Here is a 19,503-nt window from a genome sequence, read left to right as displayed (position 1 = left end):
CTTATTTAATCGATAGTTTTACCTAAATATGCATTCCATCAAATCAATTAATTTGCAGTAGGTGCAATCAAGATTTCTTTTTGTTCTTCAACGATAATTGGTTGTGTATCTTTAGTATTGGGTAATGCTTTTTCAATATTGCTTTTTTGCTGATCAACAGATTGATTTGTTAATATTTCTTGTGATTTAGCATCTACCGTCTGATCAATTGACCTTTGCGGTTTTGTTGCCACTTCATCTAAACGCAAGTAAACTATTTTTTGTTGTCCCGCATCACATGAGCCAACAATTTGACCTTCAACTTGGCTATCTGCTAAATCACTCGCAACAAGATTTAATTGAAATAAATCAGCTGGAACACCATTATTCTCGATTTTAGTCGCAATATTTTGACGAATTTCGTCGCAATTGTTTGCAAAAGCAAATAGAGGCAATCCTAATATTAATAACATAGGCACTAATTTTACAGTAAGCTTTTTCATAGGTTTTCCTTTTGTTAAAATGAAATAACTGATTAAAATAACTCATCAACTATTGGACTAACTCTTAGCATTATAAAACGATTGATTTTACTGTCTATATCGCTCATTAATAAATTAAAAATTTATTTTTATAAATAAATCAAATAACTATTAATTTATTCCTTGCTATTTACCTCGAAATAATAAATCTTATTTATGTGCCAATTGTTTTAATAAATTTAACGACGGTACAAAAAATAATGCCCCAGTTATGGCTGTACTAAAATCTAATATTCGATCATAATTCCCAACTGGATCACCAATGAACATATTACGTAGCATTCTTTCCGTTACATCAGGATCTTTAGCATAGCCAATAAAATATGTCCCATAAACATCGTGGGCTGGGCTACCAAAGGGTAAATTATCACGAACAATTTTTAAATCATTACCGTTTTCATCTTTAATACTGGTTAAAAAGTTATGTGCGTTGTGCGGTTTTTCTTGCGCAGTAAGTTCTAAGTCATCTGTTTTACGGCGCCCAATCACTAATTCTTGTTGCTCAATGGGTAATTGCGCCCAAGCTTTCATATTATGTTCATAACGTTGTACTAACACATAGCTGCCACCACTAAATTCAGGATCTTCATCACCAATCACTGTATAATTGATAGCATCAATTCCTAATGGATTTTCAGTGCCATCGACAAATCCTAAAATCCCTCTTGCATCAAACGAGCGATGCCCAACAACTTCATCAACCGGTATAACTGCCTCACCAATTTTTATCATCATTTCACGTGCAAATTCAAAACAGTGATCAATATCATTGGCTCGAATATGAAAAAACAAATCGGCGTGAGTTGCTGGTGCGATGTGTTTTTCACCTTTAATTTCTTGAAAAGGATGTAATTTTTTAGGTCGGGGTATGCCAAACAACCGATCCCAGGCATCAGAACCAAATCCAATAATGGCACAAAAGCTACGTGAAAAATCGCGCAAGGTCATACTGCGAATTAAAGCAGAAAAATCGGTACAAAATGCCTTAATAGCTGATTGCGCCTCTGGCGTTGCTTTAATATTGAAAGACATAAACATTGCAGATTTACCAGGAGGATTAGTCACAGGTTGAGGATTACTTTTTAATTCGCTTTTCATAATGATTCCTTCAAATTAATGTTGCTTTTGTGAATAAATAACAAATAGGATTTAGAATAAGAATTATTAATAAAAATTAGCAATCTCCATAAAGATTGCTATTAAAAAAGCCCTGTTTATATTCTTTTTAGGTTATGCACGCAAAGGCTTAATAAGTTATTAATAAACCTGTTGATAACTCAGTAAGCATTTGATTTAATTTAGTTTAATATCAAGATCAAATAATAATCTAGCATTGGTTATTATTTAATTTTGGTTTGTCTTTTATTTTTTAATAATAGACTAACTTTTGAATATTAAAGTAATTCAGTTTGTTTTGTTTCTTTCCCTAAAAAGATAACAGCAATAATAGCCAACAAGATAGCAAGACTAAATATCGTAAAAATAAGGCTAATAGATATATTAAATGAAATGCAGTATCCCACCATTAAAGGACCTAATATCCCGCCAATTCGTCCAATTGACGCAGCCATGCCTGCACCTGTAGCTCGTATTGATGTTTGATATTGTTCAGGTGTATAAGCATACATCGCCCCCCAGGCACCTAAATTGAAAAAGGAAAGTAAAGAACCAAAAATTAATAATTGTGTTTCGGAATCAGCAATACCAAATAAATAAGCACTAATTAGCGTTCCAGATAAATAAATGACTAAAATTAATTTACGACCAATATGTTCAATTAACCAAGCAACGGTATAATAACCCGGTAGTTGTGCTAAGGTAATAATAAACATATAACCAAAACTTTTTACCATCGGAAAACCTTTAGTTGTCATAACAGTTGGTAACCATAAAAACATGCCATAATACGAAAAGACAACACAAAACCATAAAATCCATAGCATTAAAGTTTGTCGACGATAATTGGCAGTCCATAATCCTTTTATTTTATTAAAAATTGATTCTTTTTGTGATTGAGACATGTTTTTAATATAGTGAGTTCCATCCGGCAAATTACGACGTAAATATAAAGCATACAAAGCAGGAAGAGCACATAAAAGTAACGCACCACGCCAACCAATCTCAGGTATTGGAATCAAGAAATAAGCAATTAAAGCGGCAACAATCCATCCTAATCCCCAAAAGCTTTCGACTAATACAATCATTCGACCTCTTATCTTACTGTCGACGTTTTCACTGATTAAAGTCGATGCAACCGGTAATTCTCCACCTAAACCCATACCAATAAAGAATCGAAGAATTAATAAGCTTGTTAAACCAAATGCAAAAGCACTTAACCCACTAGCAAGACTAAACATTAATAAACTCAGCATAAAAGCCGCTTTTCGCCCTTTTTTATCGGCATAAATACCAAAAGCAAATGCCCCAACCGCCATACCAATTGAATTGACACTACCAATCAATCCTAATTCAGTAGGTAATAATCCCCAATCCTCTTTAAGAGCCGTTAAAATAAATGATAATAAACCGACGTCCATTGCATCAAATAACCAGCCGGTTCCTGCAATTAATAATAATTTATTAACTGAAATTGTTGTTTTATTTTTCATTTAAGTATCCCATATGTAGTATAAGTCCTATGTCATAAACTAATTAAAAAGTCTCTTTTAATAGATAATGCTAATAAATAAAGCCAGCCAAGCTTATAAGTCGAATAAAAATCTATAGCCATTTTTAGCCTTTCAACAAATCTTGCCTAAAATGCCCATAACTTAATCTTGCCATGCCCAGCTTGTCACCAAATTCATATCCTTGCGCAACAATTATTTTTTGGCTGAGTAATTGATTAAAATATTGCGTTTCTTGTTGCACAGTTTCAACAGGAAATTGTGCATAAAGATGAAAGCCTCCTCGCGGTTTATAATAAGTAATTTTATAATGAAACTGTGTATCTAGCCAATTCATTAATTGATTTGCTTTAAGATTTAATGCCTGACTTAATTGTTCTTGATGTGACTGATAATGATGAGCTAAGTAATCCTCGGCTAATAATTGCGGTAAAATACTCAGCCCTGAATCAATTTGTTTACGTATTTCTGATAATTTTTTGATAATCGCATTGGGTGCGATCATCCACCCAACACGAATACTGCGACCAATATATTTAGATAATGACCCTAAATATATAACTTGATTTTGTTTATCTAATTTTTTTATCGGCGTAACATCACTATTTTTATCAAAACAAATTCCACTATAGGCATCATCTTCAACAATACCAATGCAGTGTTTAAAGCAAAAAGATAAAATTTCTTGCTTACGCTTTGAGCTCATAACATAGCCGGTTGGATTTTGAAAAATAGGATTTAGAAATAACCATTTTATAGGATGCGTTTTTACAACGGCTTGTAAACTATCAAGAGTGATCCCCTCTTGATCAGTTTCAATGCCATATAAACGTAATCCCGCACCTTGAAATAAGGGCAATGAATAAAAGTAAGATGGCAATTCTATGCCTATTGCATCACCGGGTTTTAATAATCCTTGCGTTAATAAAAAAAGTGATTGCTGGGTGCCAGAGGTAATTAAAATCTCACTTGTATCAACCTGCATACCAAAACGGTTTAACATATAAGTTGCGATTTGTGTTTTTAAAGATGGTAAACCAAGTTGTAATTTTTCGGTATTTTTTTCATGCCAAACTAATTCTTGCGTTGTTAAATTCGGTAACATTAAGCGAGGCATCAAATCACTCGGTAAATCACCATTGCTTAAATCATTAATATCGTGATTTAAGGTGCGAATTTGATTGGATTTTTGTTGATATAATGTTTGATTATGTTGATAAAACGAGGCAGGTAGGCGCCAATTAATTGAGGGTTGAATTTGTAAACCCCATTTTTGATCGTTCACAAAAGTACCACTACCTTTTTTTCGTATAAGCACATTGCGTTCAGTTAAAACATCTAATGCATGCACAATAGTTGAACGATTGACCTGTAATACTTTAGCTAATTCGCGCTCAGAAGGTATTTTTTCGCCCGCAATTAATATCCCCTGATCGATATATTGTTCAATTAAGGCGATGATTTTTTTAAATAAAGCACCATTAAAAGCGTCAAGCGCTTGATTATTCCACATTTAATTACCTATTTACTTGATAACCTAATGTTTGAAAATTGGATGGTTTAATTATAGTCCAATTGGACGTTTAACCCTTATGATGGTTTTTGTCATAATACCAATCAATTAAGTTATCGAGTAAAGATTTATTCTTATAAAGCATTAGATGAGTGCTAAATATCATAACTTATCTAACTCAACAAATCTTTATATTCGGTTTTATTTTTTAATGTTTTATTTATTTTTATCAACTTTTATTAATATTGATAAATTTTTATCAATTAATTTTTTATTAATTAATTGTTAGCCCGTAGCTTAACTTACCTTTTTTAAAACTTATTTTTAGGAGCATTAAATGACGCATATTATTGGAACTGACGCTGTAAAACGTGGTATGGCACAAATGCAAAAAGGAGGGGTGATTATGGATGTAATCAATGCTGAGCAAGCTAAAATTGCAGAACAAGCAGGCGCAGTAGCGGTTATGGCATTAGAACGTGTCCCATCTGATATCCGTGCAGCCGGTGGCGTAGCAAGAATGGCTGATCCAACCATTGTCGAAGAAGTGATGAACGCAGTCACCATTCCTGTGATGGCTAAAGCACGAATTGGTCATATTGTCGAAGCACGTATTTTAGAATCAATGGGCGTTGACTATATTGATGAAAGCGAAGTATTAACACCGGCTGATGAACAATATCATTTATTAAAAAATGAATTTGTCGTGCCTTTCGTTTGTGGTTGCCGTGATTTAGGTGAGGCATTAAGACGAATTGGTGAAGGTGCCTCAATGTTACGCACTAAAGGTGAACCAGGAACAGGCAATATTGTTGAAGCTGTGCGACACATGCGCCGCGTTAACGAACAAATTCGATTAGTCACTAGTAAATCAAAAGATGAACTTATGACATTTGCGAAAGAAATCGGCGCACCTTACGAATTAGTTTTACAAATTAAAGAATTAGGCAAATTGCCTGTTGTCAATTTTGCTGCTGGCGGCATTGCAACCCCTGCTGATGCTGCTTTAATGATGCAGTTAGGTGCAGATGGGGTGTTTGTTGGTTCAGGTATTTTTAAATCTGAAAATCCTGAAAAATTTGCTAGGGCCATCGTTCAAGCGACAACGTATTTTGATGATTATCCGCGTTTAGCTGAATTATCAAAAGGTTTAGGTGAAGCAATGAAAGGCATTGAAATCAGCCGTTTAACTGATGCAGACAGAATGCAAGAGCGAGGCTGGTAATGACAACAAATGCGGTCAAATACACCAAAAAGATCGGCGTTTTGAATTTGCAAGGTGCAGTTAGTGAGCACCTTGCCATGCTAAAAACGATCGATAATATAGAAGCTGTTGCTATTAAACATGCCGATCAATTAAACGATCTTGCTGGTTTGATTATTCCAGGTGGAGAATCAACAGCCATAAGTCGTTTAATTAAACAAAACAATCTCTTTGCTCCTATAAAAGATTTTGCCAACCGAGGTAAAGGCATTTTTGGTACCTGTGCGGGTTTGGTATTATGCGGTATGTCAACACCAAACAATGAAGTTGAATTATTACAGTTAATCGATATTGAAGTTGAACGTAATGGTTTTGGTCGTCAAATTAATAGCTTTGAAACCCATTTATCTATCCAAAATATTGGCGATTCAATCCCCGCTGTTTTTATACGTGCTCCTTATATTTTAAAAGCGGGATCGGCGGTTGAGCAACTTGCTTTTGTTAATAATAAATGCGTCATGGCAAAGCAAAATAATATATTGGTGTGTTCATTTCATCCTGAATTAACCGCAAATAATACTATCATGCGTTATTTTATTGAAATGTGCTAAATACAAAACGGCGATTGTATGAGTTCTATCTAAACGGAATTAATAAAACCTGTTATAATCGCCCGCTATTTATTTTGTTTACTCTACTATTTAGGAAATGCTATGACTCAATCTACTCACTGCCCTTCTTGCCAATCAGAATATACCTACCCCGATGGTAATCTTTTAATTTGTTCAATGTGTGCAAATGAATGGGATCCAGCGCAATCGTCGAACGATTCTGAAAGTTTAATAGTTAAAGATAGTAACGGTAATTTATTAGCAGACGGTGATGATGTGTTATTAATTAAAGATTTAAAATTAAAAGGCTCGTCAACTGTGTTAAAAAAAGGGGCTAAAGCCAAAGGAATCCGTTTAGTTGAAGGCGATCACGAGATTGATTGTAAAGTCGATGGCATAAAAATTATGTTAAAAGCATGTTTTGTTAAAAAAGCGTAAGTAAAAAGTAATAACACAAAGTAAAAAATGGAGAACATAAGCAAAATTTGCCCATCATTGGCAAATTTTGCAGAAATTATTGCACAATAAAACCTGTCTTATTTTGTCATTTTTGATCGTGATGAGGCATTTTTTTGTGTTTCTATTTTTTGTCAAATTGGCCTAATTTTATGGATATATGCAAACAGCAGAATATTTTATCCATGAACTATCAACACGAGATAATTTTTGAAGATCACCGATACCTCTAGACGAAACATAATAATTACTGTTATAAAGAGAAAAATAATAGGCATTGATTTCAGATGGAAATCCAGAATCGGGATAACCTCGTAGAGATAACTCGTCCCATTCAGGCGCTAGACCACCTCCTATTTGGGGGACAGAAGCTCCAGCATGAGTTCCTTGATAACCACCAGGAATATCACTAGAATGTGCATTTGTCATCTCTCGTACTGAAGAGATTCGATAACCAAAGCTTGTTACGCAATCTGTGGCAGCATCAGCAGCTTGCTCTTTGCTATACGTTTTTCCAGTTGGAATAAACCAGTCTTTTATTTGAAAACTATATATTACCTTACTTTTATCACCTTTACGGTATAATTTAAATGTAGTAGGTACAAACGACAAAGCTTCCGTTTTAGATGCATTGTTACCTGGACCTCTTAATATTAGTTTATATCCCCATCGATTTTTTTTCTTCTTCGTGGAAAAGTATTCTCTATCGGATTTACCCCACCCCGACAAGCTAACCGTTATCGGCGAGTTAATTGGTGTTTTGTCTATCTCAAATTCCCCATCTCTTATACCACCAAAAATTAAATAAAAATAAGCATTATCAAATCCTGTTGTCGGAAAATTCGTGCTGGGGTTATTTAAATCTATTGGTCGAAATCCATAATCCAAATCATATTCTTTCGTTCGAATATTATGGGGATTATTTTCTGCTTCGGCATCATATATAAACCTTTGCGCCCAACAAACATATGGGTTTTCAACGATTTGGTCAATATAAAAAACGCTTTGTGCTTCTTTGACATTCGGATTGCGTGGATAGCCATAAAGAGTTCTAATATTTATATCAGCGAGAGATAATTGAATTTTATAGGGAGTATAGCAATCTTTTAAATCTTCATCGATAGCCACATTGTTACTATCTATATTTTTAATTTGAATATTGAATCCCCGACCATTTGAAATTATTTCATCACCATTATCATCAAACCAATATTGCTTAAAATCACTAGTAGTCCAGGTATTAACTGTTGTTTTATCTACCAAATGCAACGGGCTTATGGTTAATAAATTATGTTCTCCTTTCGGCAAAATAATAGGATTTAATTGAGTTATTGTATTTGAATCCTCTTTTTTATATACTCGACCATCCGTTAATTTCAGTGACACGAGCTCATCCATATTTTGTGATTTTGTCACGCCACCATCGAGAGAGAAATACGGTAATGTACCTTGAATCCTGCCAGCACTTGTAGCACTTAGAGGTTGCTCAGCATGGCTATTAGCGCTAAATAATAAGCTACTCAAGGTCAAAAGTGTCTGTATTGTTAATTGTCTTAGTCTAAAGGGGGATGAGTTTTGATAAGTTAAGAAATGGATAAATGATTTAGCTATATACTTTAATTTAGATAACAGTATAACAGTATAACAGTATAACAGTATAACATAACCATTAATTGATGTAGTGTCAAACATTTTATTACCTCTTTCTCACAATATATTATTTTTAATTTGTTTTTTTACCTTTTATTATTAGATTTTCTTTTATTAAATAAAAGTTTCCTATTTGATACATGACTGCATTTATGCAATATCTATAACTTAAAATGTATAACTTGATTTTATGATTAATATGCTTATATACCTGTCCTTCAACCCTTATTGTCGATTAATTTATAAAAGATCACATCGGAAAATACAGGTTTGTACATTAATATTATTAAACAGTAAATTACTTATTGTTTACTGTTTTAAATTGTATACTTATTTTTGAATAGTTATCAAGATTTATAAAAAATATAAATCAAATAAATCCAAATGATATAATCATAACTTCATTAACGCACTCTCAATCTGGCACAAAAGAAGAAAGAAATAATAATCATTATAAGTGCTATCCAATAAATAGCATGATGTCCATAAAATTGCGAGATTATACCTTGCAATAGACCGGCTAAAATGACACTACAAGAGACCCCATTATTAAATAAGGTAGAGGCAACGCCCATGCGTGTTGGTAATAGGTCTTGAAAGTAAAGAATACCGATATTAGCAACAATACCAATAAATAAACCATTTAAGATTTGTAATGCAACTAATGAGACTTCGTTTGTAAAATATAAAATTCCCATATAAAACAACGATCCGCAGGTTATCGCAATAAAAAATAAATTACGTTTTCCTAAAAATGGAACAAGATAACCTGCAGCGATCATAACGGGAATTTCTATACCCGCAGCCATCCCCATTAAATGACCGGGTAATGATGGAGATAAATGCAACACTTCGTCAACATAAAGAGGCATATCAATTAAGTACATCATATTGGCAGTCCACATAAATATCGTCGCTAAAAATAAATAAACGACATCATGATTTTTAAAAATGGGCTGATTAACTTTGACGAGATCAGTTGGACGTTGAATGGGTGTTGTCGGGTTTTTGATAACTTTCGGTAAAAATATTGCCACAAAGATAATAGCAATCACATACATTAATGTGCCACTTAAATACATGGTAGTAAAACCAAAACCTTCGGCTAAAGTAAAAGAAAGTGGCGGGCCAATTACCCAAGCTAACGATAATTGTGCTCGTATTAAGGAATTAAAATAAACGACATTACGATTACTACTAACCGCATATTCGCGTGCTAGAGCAAAAATTTGTGGCATAGCGGCCGATGCTAAGGCGGCAAAAAAAACACCGACAGTAATTAAAATAAAATACTGACGTGAAAAAGCAAAAACTAAACTATTCGCAATCCCCATCAAACAACAAAACATAACAATGTTACGTCTATCCCCTTTTTTATCGGAATATTTAGCGAGTAAAAAACTACCGACAATGCAAGCAATTGCATTAACAGAATAAAATATACCGACAGAGATATCATTTGCTTTAACTTCGCCCGATAAAAAACGGCTTAAGGTAGGAGATTGTAGTGCGCCTGCAATACCAATAATAAAACTTGAAAAGAGAAAGGCAACAAATATGACAGGACTTTTATTAAGAAGATTATGCAAATTTGACATTATCACCTCTTTATCATTGCAGAATAGAGTTTAATTATATACATGTCAGAGCGAAATCCCAGATTTTTTTATAGATTAAATTTTTATCTGTAGTCACATTGGCATAAGCTTTTCAGTAAGATAAATACGATTAAAATACTTTTATTTCTTATTCTTTTAATCTAGAATTTAAAATAATATCACTAATTACACGAGGTAACACTATGTTATTTAATAACAAATCCCATGATCATTGTCATCATAATTGTTCAAATATTACACATAATCACAACCATCAAGGAACACGTCTACATATCAAGAAAATTCAAGTTCATGAAAATCATACTCATGAGTGTTGTCATATTGATGATGATCAAAGTTCATTAAATGAATCTGATGATCCCGACCCCAGTTCCTCATCAATATCTCTTGTTTGGCAAATAAAAGGAATGGATTGCGCCAGTTGTGCCCAAAAAATTAAAAATGCTTTAGCTGTTATTCCATCTATTTCACACATTAAAATTCATTTTGCAACACAAAAATTAGTGGTGTTTTTGAATAATAAAACTATTGATATCGATCAAAATCCGCAAATAATTAAGAATATCGAACGAAAAATTAAACAATTAGGTTATGAAGCTATTCGATTAGATAGCAATAAAAGATTAACCTTAACTCAAACATCATTGGGCAAAAAAACATTTTTACCTATTATTGGTTACGCCTTTTTAATTATTGCCAGTTATGCCGTTCTTTTAATTAATCAGCCTTTTGCTTTATGGGCATTTACAGTAACGGCAATTATCGGCATTATTCCTATCGCCCAAAAAGCATTAATTTTATTAAAAAGTGGCACCCCTTTCGCTATTGAATCTCTAATGACTATTTCAGCCATTGGCGCGTTATTGATTGGTGCTGCTGAAGAATCTACCATGGTGATTTTTTTATTTATGATTGGCGAAATGCTTGAAGGCGTTGCATCTTATAAAGCCAAGACAGGCATATCTTCTTTAATTGCATTAATGCCTGAAGAAACATTATTAATAAAAGAAGGGGTTAGGATAAAAGTACCCAGCCAAACATTAAAGCCCAATGATGTTATCGAAATTTCATCAGGTGGTCGATTGCCGGCTGACGCAATTTTACTAAGTGCACAAGCGAGCATTGACGAAAGTATGTTAACGGGGGAATCATTACCCGTTGATTATGTGAAAGGAGATAAAATTTTAGCTGGCTCTTTGGTTATTGATACAACCATTATATTAAAAGTGCAGTCCCAATCAGGGCAAAATGCTGTCGATCGTATTTTACAATTGATCGAGCAAGCCGACGATCGCAAAGCGCCTATCGAACGTTTTATTGACAAATTTAGCCGTTATTATACCCCTGCTATTACACTGGTTGCTTTTTTGGTTATGCTATGCCCACCTTTATTTTGGGGAGGCGATTGGTATACTTGGATTTATCGAGGGTTAACGTTATTATTAATCGGTTGCCCTTGTGCGCTTGTGATTTCAACGCCCGCTGTAATTACATCCGCATTATCTTGTGCGGCTAAGCAAGGTGTTTTAATTAAAGGCGGCGCAACATTAGAACGCTTAGGCACAATAAAAACAATAGCATTTGATAAAACAGGTACCTTGACCGAAGGCAAACCTGAAATTACCGATATTTATAGTCATTTACTGCCAAAATTCGATCTTATTTCGCTCGTCGCGGCAGTTGAAGAAGGATCTTCGCATCCTCTCGCTAAAGCCATTATTGATTTTGCTACAGTGCAACACATTGATTATCCGATGGCTACCGAAAAGAAAACATTAATTGGCAGTGGTATTCAAGGCATGATTGATAATAAGCGGTATTTGATTCTGTCGCCAGCGCAATCCAATCATTTAATTTGCAAGCTTGACAATAAAAAACAGCAACAATTTAAACAATATTATCAATCCCAAATAATGCAATTCGAAAATGAAGGCAAAACGTTAATGCTCATTTGGCAAGAGACATCGTCTAATTTACAACAATGCATTGGACTAATAGCTTTACTTGATAAATTACGCCCTGAAGCAAAAAAAACCATAGCTGAGTTAGATGAATTACAGATCCATCCTATTATGTTGACTGGCGATAATCAGCGTGCCGCACACACCATTGCACAAAAATTATCTATTGATTACCGTAGTCAGCTATTACCATCCGATAAAGTACATGAAATTGAATCATTAGCACAAAAGGCACCTATTGCTATGGTAGGTGATGGAATTAATGATTCACCAGCGATGAAAACTGCCTCGGTCGGGATTGCTATGGGTAGCGCAAGCGATGTTGCTCTTGAAACCGCTGATGCAGCTTTAACACAAAATAATTTGCTTAGTTTGCCTAAATTAATTCGCTTAAGTCGTTTTGCCAATCGTAATATTAAACAAAATATTACCCTAGCACTTGGGTTTAAAATTGTCTTTTTAGTGACAAGCTTATTAGGTATTACCGGGCTTTGGATGGCAGTACTTGCTGATTCAGGAGCAACAGCCCTAGTAACCGCCAATGCACTACGATTACTAAAATTTAGGAAATGACGAAAATTAAAAGTAGTTAAAAAATAGGGGCTTATCTTTTATCAAAATAAAGAATAAGCAACCTATTAATGACAAAACAACAAATCTGTCATTTTTGCTTGAATTTCCCTTTTTAATACCCATATACAGTTTACGTTTATTAAATTGACACCATTTATTGTAGAGGTATTATTCAATGAGCCAAACATCTAACCATTCTGAAACCCGCGGTTTTCAATCCGAAGTAAAACAACTTCTTCATTTGATGATTCATTCGTTGTATTCCAATAAAGAAATATTTTTAAGAGAACTTATCTCTAATGCATCTGATGCTGCTGATAAATTGCGCTTTGTTGCACTTGAAAATCCTAATTTATATGCGGGTGATACTGAATTAGGTGTCCGTGTTTATGCTGATAAAGAAGCAGGAACCTTAACGATTTCGGACAATGGCATTGGTATGACTCGTGACGAAGTCATTGAAAATTTAGGAACTATTGCTAAGTCAGGCACCAAAGCATTTTTGGATTCATTAGGGCAAGATAAAGCAAAAAATAGCCAATTAATCGGTCAATTTGGTGTTGGTTTTTATTCAGCATTTATCGTTGCAGATAATGTGACAGTACTGACTCGTGCAGCCACAGCGAATGAAGATGAAGCTGTTAAATGGGAATCGGCGGGCGAAGGTGAATACACGATTAGTGATGATAAAAAAGAAACTCGCGGCACTGAAATTACATTACATTTAAAAGATGACGAAAAAGAATTTTTAGATGATTGGCGCCTACGCTCTATCATTAGTAAATACTCTGACCATATTTCATTACCGGTTGAAGTTGAAGTCACTGACGATGAAACAAAAGAGAAAAAATGGGAAAAAATCAATAAAGCACAAGCACTTTGGACACGTAATAAAGCCGATATTAGTGATGAGGAATACAAAGAGTTTTATAAACATATCTCGCACGACTTTGCTGATCCGCTTTGTTGGAGTCATAACCGGGTTGAAGGTAAACAAGAATATACAAGTTTACTTTATATTCCTGCTAAAGCACCTTGGGATATGTGGAACCGCGATAATAAACATGGCTTAAAGCTTTATGTACAACGTGTGTTTATAATGGATGATGCTGATCAATTCATGCCTAATTATTTACGTTTTGTAAAAGGTTTAATTGATTCAAATGATCTCCCTTTAAATGTTTCACGCGAAATTTTGCAAGATAATAAAGTAACACAAAGCTTACGTAGCGCTTGTACTAAACGCGTATTACAAATGCTTGAAAAACTAGCCAGCGATGATAAAGAACAATACCAACAATTTTGGACCGAATTTGGTCAAGTGTTAAAAGAAGGTACTGGCGAAGATTTTGCTAATCGTGAATTTATAGCAAAATTATTACGTTTTAGCACAAGCAAAAGCGAAAGCGATGCGCAAACTGTCTCACTCGAAGATTATCTTGCTCGTATGCCAGAAGAGCAACAAAAAATTTATTACATTACCGCTGATAGTTATGGTGCCGCTAAAAATAGCCCGTTACTTGAACTTTTCAACAAAAAAGGCATTGAAGTATTATTACTTTCCGATCGCGTTGATGAATGGATGATGAATAATTTAACCGAATTTGAGGGTAAATCATTCCAATCTATCAGTAAGTCAGATGAATCTATCGAAAAACTTGCTGATCAAGATGACGAACAACAAAAACAAACCGATAAAGAATTAGAGCCATTTATTGAGCGAGTTAAAACTGTGTTAGGTGACAAAGTGAAGGATGTGAAATTAACACATCGTTTAACAGATACGCCTGCTGTTGTAACAACAGCTGCCGATGAAATGACGACACAAATGGCAAAATTATTTGCCTCAGTCGGTCAAAAAGCGCCAGATATCAAATATACATTTGAAATTAATCCGTCTCATCCATTAGTAAAACGTGTTGCTGATATTCAAGAAGACGACGCATTTAATGAATGGATCGAATTATTATTAGATCAAGCTTTATTAGCTGAAAAAGGCTCTTTAAGTGATCCAAGTAAATTTATTCAAATTATGAATAAATTATTAAGCAAATAATTTAACTGTCAAAAAATCCCGATTGATATTCTCTTTCGGGATTTTTTTATCTGTATAACTTTTTTAGCGTTATAAATTAACTCGTTATTGATCTTTTAATAGCCTATTTTGTAATTCAGAAGCGCCATTATAGGGTTGATATTGAATGATAGGTTTAGTAAAAGTGTCTTGTTTTTTACCAAGAACTTGTGAAATCAATGATAAACCCTGCTCATTTAAAACAGTTTTTTTATAAAAATCGATAATATCTTGTTTTGAAATAGTTTCTAATGCAGCAACTTTTTTAGCACGACTTGTAAAATCAAAACGTGACAGAGCAAAATCAGATTGATAACGCGCTACTTCTTCTTCAAGCGTTTGTGGCGGCATTAGCATCTCATTTTGCAAACTCTTTTTGTACTGTTTTATCTCCTCATCTGACAACGCATTGAGTTTTTTCTCAATCACAGGAAAAAACGCTTGATAACGCTGCATTAAATAATTGGTATCATATTGGTTACTTTGAATTAAAAATCCAATACCTGAAGATTGACCGATGGTGACGGGAAGTGCAAATACAGCATAACCTAATTGTTCATTAGTGCGTAATTCATCATAAAACCAAGGTGAAATAATTTTATATAAAAGATAACTTAATGAAAAACTTTTCGCCTCATCATAATCTTTAGCAACAAATCCCATCATAAGTGCATTATCTGTCGATGCAGCATTTTGAGTAATTTGTGCATTTTGACTCTGAGTAATATTAATTGTTTTTGGGGGAATAAATTGTGTTTTATTCGATAAATCTTGTTTTATCTTTTGATAAAGATCTTCCGTATTTTGATTAGATAAATTACCAAGACTAAATAAATAAGGTACGCCATTTGCTAATAATGTATTACGATATTCAATTACGTCTTGAACAGTAATTGTATTCATTATGTCGCGTTTGGTTTGCCTATCAAAATAAGGGATTGATGATAAAGCCATAATCGGTTGCATAGCCAATGAATAACTATTGGCATGATCGGCAGCTTCTAATTTTTGTAGATACCAAGATTTTGCTAACTGTAGGTTTTGATCATCAATCTCAGTTTGTTTATATGTGTTTAAAACGGTAAGGAGCATCTCAGGTAAATACTGATTAAAACCATCTACCCTTATCAATAGACCATGGTCATTTTGAGCTGTTAATGAAATACCGGCAATTCCTGCTTGGTATTGTAATTGTGCTAAACCTCGCCAGACGATATAGTCTAATAAATTAAACATCACTTGTGATTTGACATCTTGCAATGCATGATTATTTCGTAATGATAAAATAATATTGGCTTTTGGTTCATTGGCAAAATGTTGGCTTACCAAATAAATATAATTCCCTTTACTATCAAATTTAGTCGGTTTTATTTCATTTTTGTTATGTTTGAAAATCGTAAAATCATCTGCAATGTAAGGATTCAACTTTGGTAACTCAAAATGGAAATCATGTTCTAGCTGTTGCAAATGTTTTTGTTGCTGTGCCGTTATTGATTCAATTCTATAAGGGGCATCAACAAAATAAGCGGTTTTATTTGTCTGCTCATTAGGGGATATGATCCAAATACGCGCATTATTAATTGTCATCTTATCCAATCTTGCCAAAATAGCAGCGGCGTTAAAATGTGTCGCAACATAATCAGCATTTAAAATATGGGGGATTGGGTAAAATAGCATTTGATCGGATAACCATTCCACATACGACATATCACGAGTAATACTTTGGTATTTAAAATCTAACGTTAAAACTTTTTGCATTTCTTGATAATAAGAATCATGCACGCCTTTTTGTTTAATCAATTGTAGATTATTAAAAATCGCGGCTATTACCTTATCTTTTTGTTGTAATCCTTGTTCGGTTAAACTAACACTAATTGTAAAAAGTCCACTATTACCATAACGATTTGGATCATTATAAGCGTTCAAACTTTCTATTAAACCTTGTCGTTGTAACTGATCAAATAAGGTCGATTCGCTACGATTATTGAGCATATAGGCAATGTATTCATCAGATTTTTCGGCAAAATCAGCTATATTATTATTGATAGGAAATTGTAATAATAAGACTCTTTTGGGTTGTGCTGGCTTCATGAAAATTTGCTTACTCAAATTTTCTGCCTTAAGTGCGATTTGCGTTAATGGTTTTACAACAACATTCTTATTGGGAATTTGACCAAAGGTTTGTTTTGCTAATTGCGTTAAAGTTTCAATAGACTTGTTACTATATATTACCCCGACCATTAAATTAGCGGAATAATAAGTGGCATGAAAATTAACTAATGCTTGTTGTAACTGGCTCTGAGGTTTATCGCTTAATGTTTCAAGATTACCACCAGAAAACTGTGCTGCGGGATGATCTTGATTAAGCGTTTCTGAATCAATTTGTTGAATACGAAATCCATCATTACTACGTGCAAGAGTTAACTCAGCATTAACGGCATTACGTTCTTTATCTGCATTATGTACGTCTAAAAGAGGCTCTGCAATTGCATTAGCTAGATGATCTAAAGCGCCATCAAGAGCATTATTTTCAACGGCAAAATAAAATGCTGTTCGATAAGCAGCCGTACTTGCGTTATAACTACCGGCATGTTGGTTTAAAAATACCGAAAAACTGGCAGGTTCGGGGTATTTTTTAGATCCCATCAAAACCATATGTTCGGTATAATGGGCTAAACCTTGTTGGTTATGCGGATCTTGCAATGATCCAACAGGTAAAGCAAGCGATCCCAAGGATTTAACTGCTTGTGGATCGGATACCAGTAACACTTTCATCTTGTTATCAAGTTCTATAACTTGATACAAACGATTATCACGATCACTTTGCTCAACGTGAATTAGTTTTTTAGGCATAATGATTTCCTGTTGAAAAGCCCATACTGCACTAAAATTTATCAAAGAAAGTAAAATAATCAAACAACGCACAAATTTTATTATAAAATTTATATTCAGCATTACTTTAGCCCATTATTATAATAATCGATAGATTAATGTTCCCTTGTTTTACAAAAGACGATATCTGGATATCTTTCTTGAGTAAGATTTAGATTAACCATACTTGGAGCGATATAAGATAAATTATCCCCCCCATCTAAAGCAAGATTCTGTTCACACTTACGTTTAAACTCTTCTAACTTTTTAACATCATTACACTCGATCCATCTTGCAGTTGTGACATTTATTGGCTCATAAACGGCAACAACATTGTATTCAGATTTTAATCTCGCAACGACAACATCAAATTGCAAAACCCCAACCGCTCCCACGATTAAATCGTTATTAATAAGAGGTCTAAACACCTGTACCGCACCTTCTTCTGAAAGTTGCACTAAACCTTTTAATAATTGTTTTTGTTTTAAGGGATCTTTTAATCGGATACGTCTGAATAATTCAGGAGCAAAATTAGGAATACCTGTAAATTTTAATTCTTCCCCTTGTGTAAACGTATCACCAATTTGGATGGTACCATGATTATGTAGTCCAATAATATCACCTGCATAAGCTTCTTCGACTTGTTCCCGGTCACCCGCCATAAAAGTTAACGCATCGGCAATATTAACTTCTTTACCAATACGAACATGTTTAAGCTTCATGCCTTTTTCATATTTACCAGAAACAATACGCAAAAAAGCGACTCTATCGCGATGCTTAGGATCCATATTAGCTTGAATTTTAAATACAAAACCACTAAATTTTTCTTCACTTGCCAGTACTTCACGTTTATCCGTTAAACGTGGTTTCGGTATTGGTGCCCATTTAGTTAAGCCATCTAACATATGATCAACACCAAAATTCCCTAATGCAGTACCAAAAAAAACGGGCGTTAAATCACCAGCTAAAAAAGCATCTAAATCAAATGGATTAGATGCACCTTGCACTAATTCGAGCTCAGCGCGAAGCTGTTTAGCTAAATCTTCGCCAATAGCTGTATCAAGTTCAGAGTTATCAATTCCTTTAATGATTCTAACTTCTTGAATGGTATGACCTTTACCAGATTGGTATAAATACGTTTCATCTTTGGCTAAATGATAAACGCCTTTAAATAATTTACCACATCCAATTGGCCAGGTAATAGGCGCACACATAATATTGAGTTCATTTTCAACTTCATCAAGCAATTCTAAAGGATCACGAATATCACGATCTAACTTATTCATAAAAGTTAAAATAGGCGTATTACGTAAGCGTGTCACTTCCATCAATTTACGAGTCCTATCTTCTACCCCTTTGGCCGCATCTATCACCATTAAACAACTGTCAACAGCCGTTAAAGTCCGATAAGTATCCTCTGAAAAGTCTTCATGTCCTGGCGTATCTAAAAGATTCACTAAACAATTAGCATAAGGAAATTGCATAACTGAGGTAGTAATGGAAATTCCTCGCTGTTTTTCCATTTCCATCCAGTCAGATTTCGCGTGCTGGGCATCAGCACCGCGCCCTTTAACGGTGCCTGCTGTTTGAATGGCTTGACCGAATAATAATACTTTTTCGGTTATAGTTGTTTTACCCGCATCGGGATGAGATATTATTGCAAAAGTACGCCTTGCCTTAACTTGATCTAAATAAGCTTGATCTGTCATAAAGTTATTGATTTTACCTAATTATTATACATTCAAAAAATGTAAGGATTTTAACAGATATCTAAGCATAATACTATTTTCTTACTTTTTGAGAAGGCGCTTTGCGCAAAGACT

General features: G+C 34.1%; 13 protein-coding genes. 5 read left to right on the top strand and 8 right to left on the bottom strand.

Going from position 1 to position 19,503, the window contains the following annotated elements; translation table 11 throughout:
* Nucleotides 1-47: 47 nt before the first annotated feature.
* From ACSYSW_RS04345 to ACSYSW_RS04330, 4 genes are all read right to left on the bottom strand, one after another.
* Entirely contained in the window at nucleotides 48-482 is a 435-nt protein-coding gene (locus ACSYSW_RS04345) for a DUF1161 domain-containing protein (protein WP_491704525.1), read from the bottom strand.
* A 189-nt stretch (nucleotides 483-671) separates the two neighbouring features.
* Nucleotides 672-1,619: a Dyp-type peroxidase gene (locus tag ACSYSW_RS04340; protein ID WP_491704526.1), complete on the bottom strand. Its 948-nt coding sequence runs from the start codon at nucleotides 1,617-1,619 to the stop codon at nucleotides 672-674.
* 296 nt (nucleotides 1,620-1,915) lie between these two features.
* Nucleotides 1,916-3,130 carry an MFS transporter gene (locus ACSYSW_RS04335; protein WP_491704527.1) on the bottom strand — a complete coding sequence of 405 codons (1,215 nt, stop codon included), beginning with the start codon at nucleotides 3,128-3,130 and terminating at the stop codon, nucleotides 1,916-1,918.
* Nucleotides 3,131-3,254: 124 nt separating this feature from the next.
* Nucleotides 3,255-4,661, bottom strand: coding sequence for an aminotransferase-like domain-containing protein (locus ACSYSW_RS04330; protein ID WP_491704528.1), 1,407 nt, complete (start codon nucleotides 4,659-4,661; stop codon nucleotides 3,255-3,257).
* A 337-nt stretch (nucleotides 4,662-4,998) separates the two neighbouring features.
* Here ACSYSW_RS04330 and pdxS point away from each other — a divergent pair, with 337 nt between their 5' ends.
* The 3 genes from pdxS to ACSYSW_RS04315 all read left to right on the top strand — a co-directional run bounded on the left by pdxS (nucleotide 4,999) and on the right by ACSYSW_RS04315 (nucleotide 6,914).
* Complete coding sequence (pdxS, locus tag ACSYSW_RS04325; RefSeq protein WP_491704529.1) at nucleotides 4,999-5,886, top strand: pyridoxal 5'-phosphate synthase lyase subunit PdxS; 888 nt, start codon at nucleotides 4,999-5,001, stop codon at nucleotides 5,884-5,886.
* Nucleotides 5,886-6,476: a pyridoxal 5'-phosphate synthase glutaminase subunit PdxT gene (gene pdxT / locus ACSYSW_RS04320; protein WP_491704530.1), complete on the top strand. Its 591-nt coding sequence runs from the start codon at nucleotides 5,886-5,888 to the stop codon at nucleotides 6,474-6,476. The genes pdxS and pdxT overlap by 1 nt, the downstream gene beginning before the upstream one ends.
* Before the next feature lie 102 nt (nucleotides 6,477-6,578).
* A complete protein-coding gene (locus ACSYSW_RS04315; protein WP_491704531.1) occupies nucleotides 6,579-6,914 on the top strand; it encodes a zinc ribbon domain-containing protein YjdM in 336 nt (111 codons plus the stop codon).
* Nucleotides 6,915-7,082: 168 nt separating this feature from the next.
* Here ACSYSW_RS04315 and ACSYSW_RS04310 read toward each other — a convergent pair whose 3' ends face one another.
* Together ACSYSW_RS04310 and ACSYSW_RS04305 are read right to left on the bottom strand one after the other, a co-directional pair.
* Nucleotides 7,083-8,456 (bottom strand): hypothetical protein, encoded by a 1,374-nt coding sequence (locus tag ACSYSW_RS04310; RefSeq protein ID WP_491704532.1) that lies wholly within the window; start codon nucleotides 8,454-8,456, stop codon nucleotides 7,083-7,085.
* Nucleotides 8,457-8,986: 530 nt separating this feature from the next.
* Nucleotides 8,987-10,180, bottom strand: coding sequence for an MFS transporter (locus ACSYSW_RS04305; RefSeq protein ID WP_491704533.1), 1,194 nt, complete (start codon nucleotides 10,178-10,180; stop codon nucleotides 8,987-8,989).
* A 203-nt stretch (nucleotides 10,181-10,383) separates the two neighbouring features.
* On the opposite strand from ACSYSW_RS04305, the gene ACSYSW_RS04300 reads away from it, so the two are divergent.
* Both ACSYSW_RS04300 and htpG read left to right on the top strand, forming a co-directional pair.
* Complete coding sequence (locus ACSYSW_RS04300) at nucleotides 10,384-12,735, top strand: heavy metal translocating P-type ATPase (protein WP_491704534.1); 2,352 nt, start codon at nucleotides 10,384-10,386, stop codon at nucleotides 12,733-12,735.
* Between the two features lie 175 nt (nucleotides 12,736-12,910).
* Nucleotides 12,911-14,791 (top strand): molecular chaperone HtpG, encoded by a 1,881-nt coding sequence (gene htpG / locus ACSYSW_RS04295; RefSeq protein WP_491704535.1) that lies wholly within the window; start codon nucleotides 12,911-12,913, stop codon nucleotides 14,789-14,791.
* Nucleotides 14,792-14,875: 84 nt separating this feature from the next.
* Here the strand turns inward: htpG and ptrA are convergent, their stop codons facing one another.
* Complete coding sequence (ptrA, locus tag ACSYSW_RS04290) at nucleotides 14,876-17,662, bottom strand: pitrilysin (RefSeq protein WP_491704536.1); 2,787 nt, start codon at nucleotides 17,660-17,662, stop codon at nucleotides 14,876-14,878.
* 134 nt (nucleotides 17,663-17,796) lie between these two features.
* Nucleotides 17,797-19,389 (bottom strand): peptide chain release factor 3, encoded by a 1,593-nt coding sequence (prfC, locus tag ACSYSW_RS04285; protein ID WP_491704537.1) that lies wholly within the window; start codon nucleotides 19,387-19,389, stop codon nucleotides 17,797-17,799.
* Nucleotides 19,390-19,503: the final 114 nt, after the last annotated feature.

It is taken from the genome of Gilliamella sp. ESL1225, from assembly GCF_058502635.1.
Note: the sequence above shows the minus strand (reverse complement) of the source record. Positions and strands in the feature narration are given on the sequence as shown.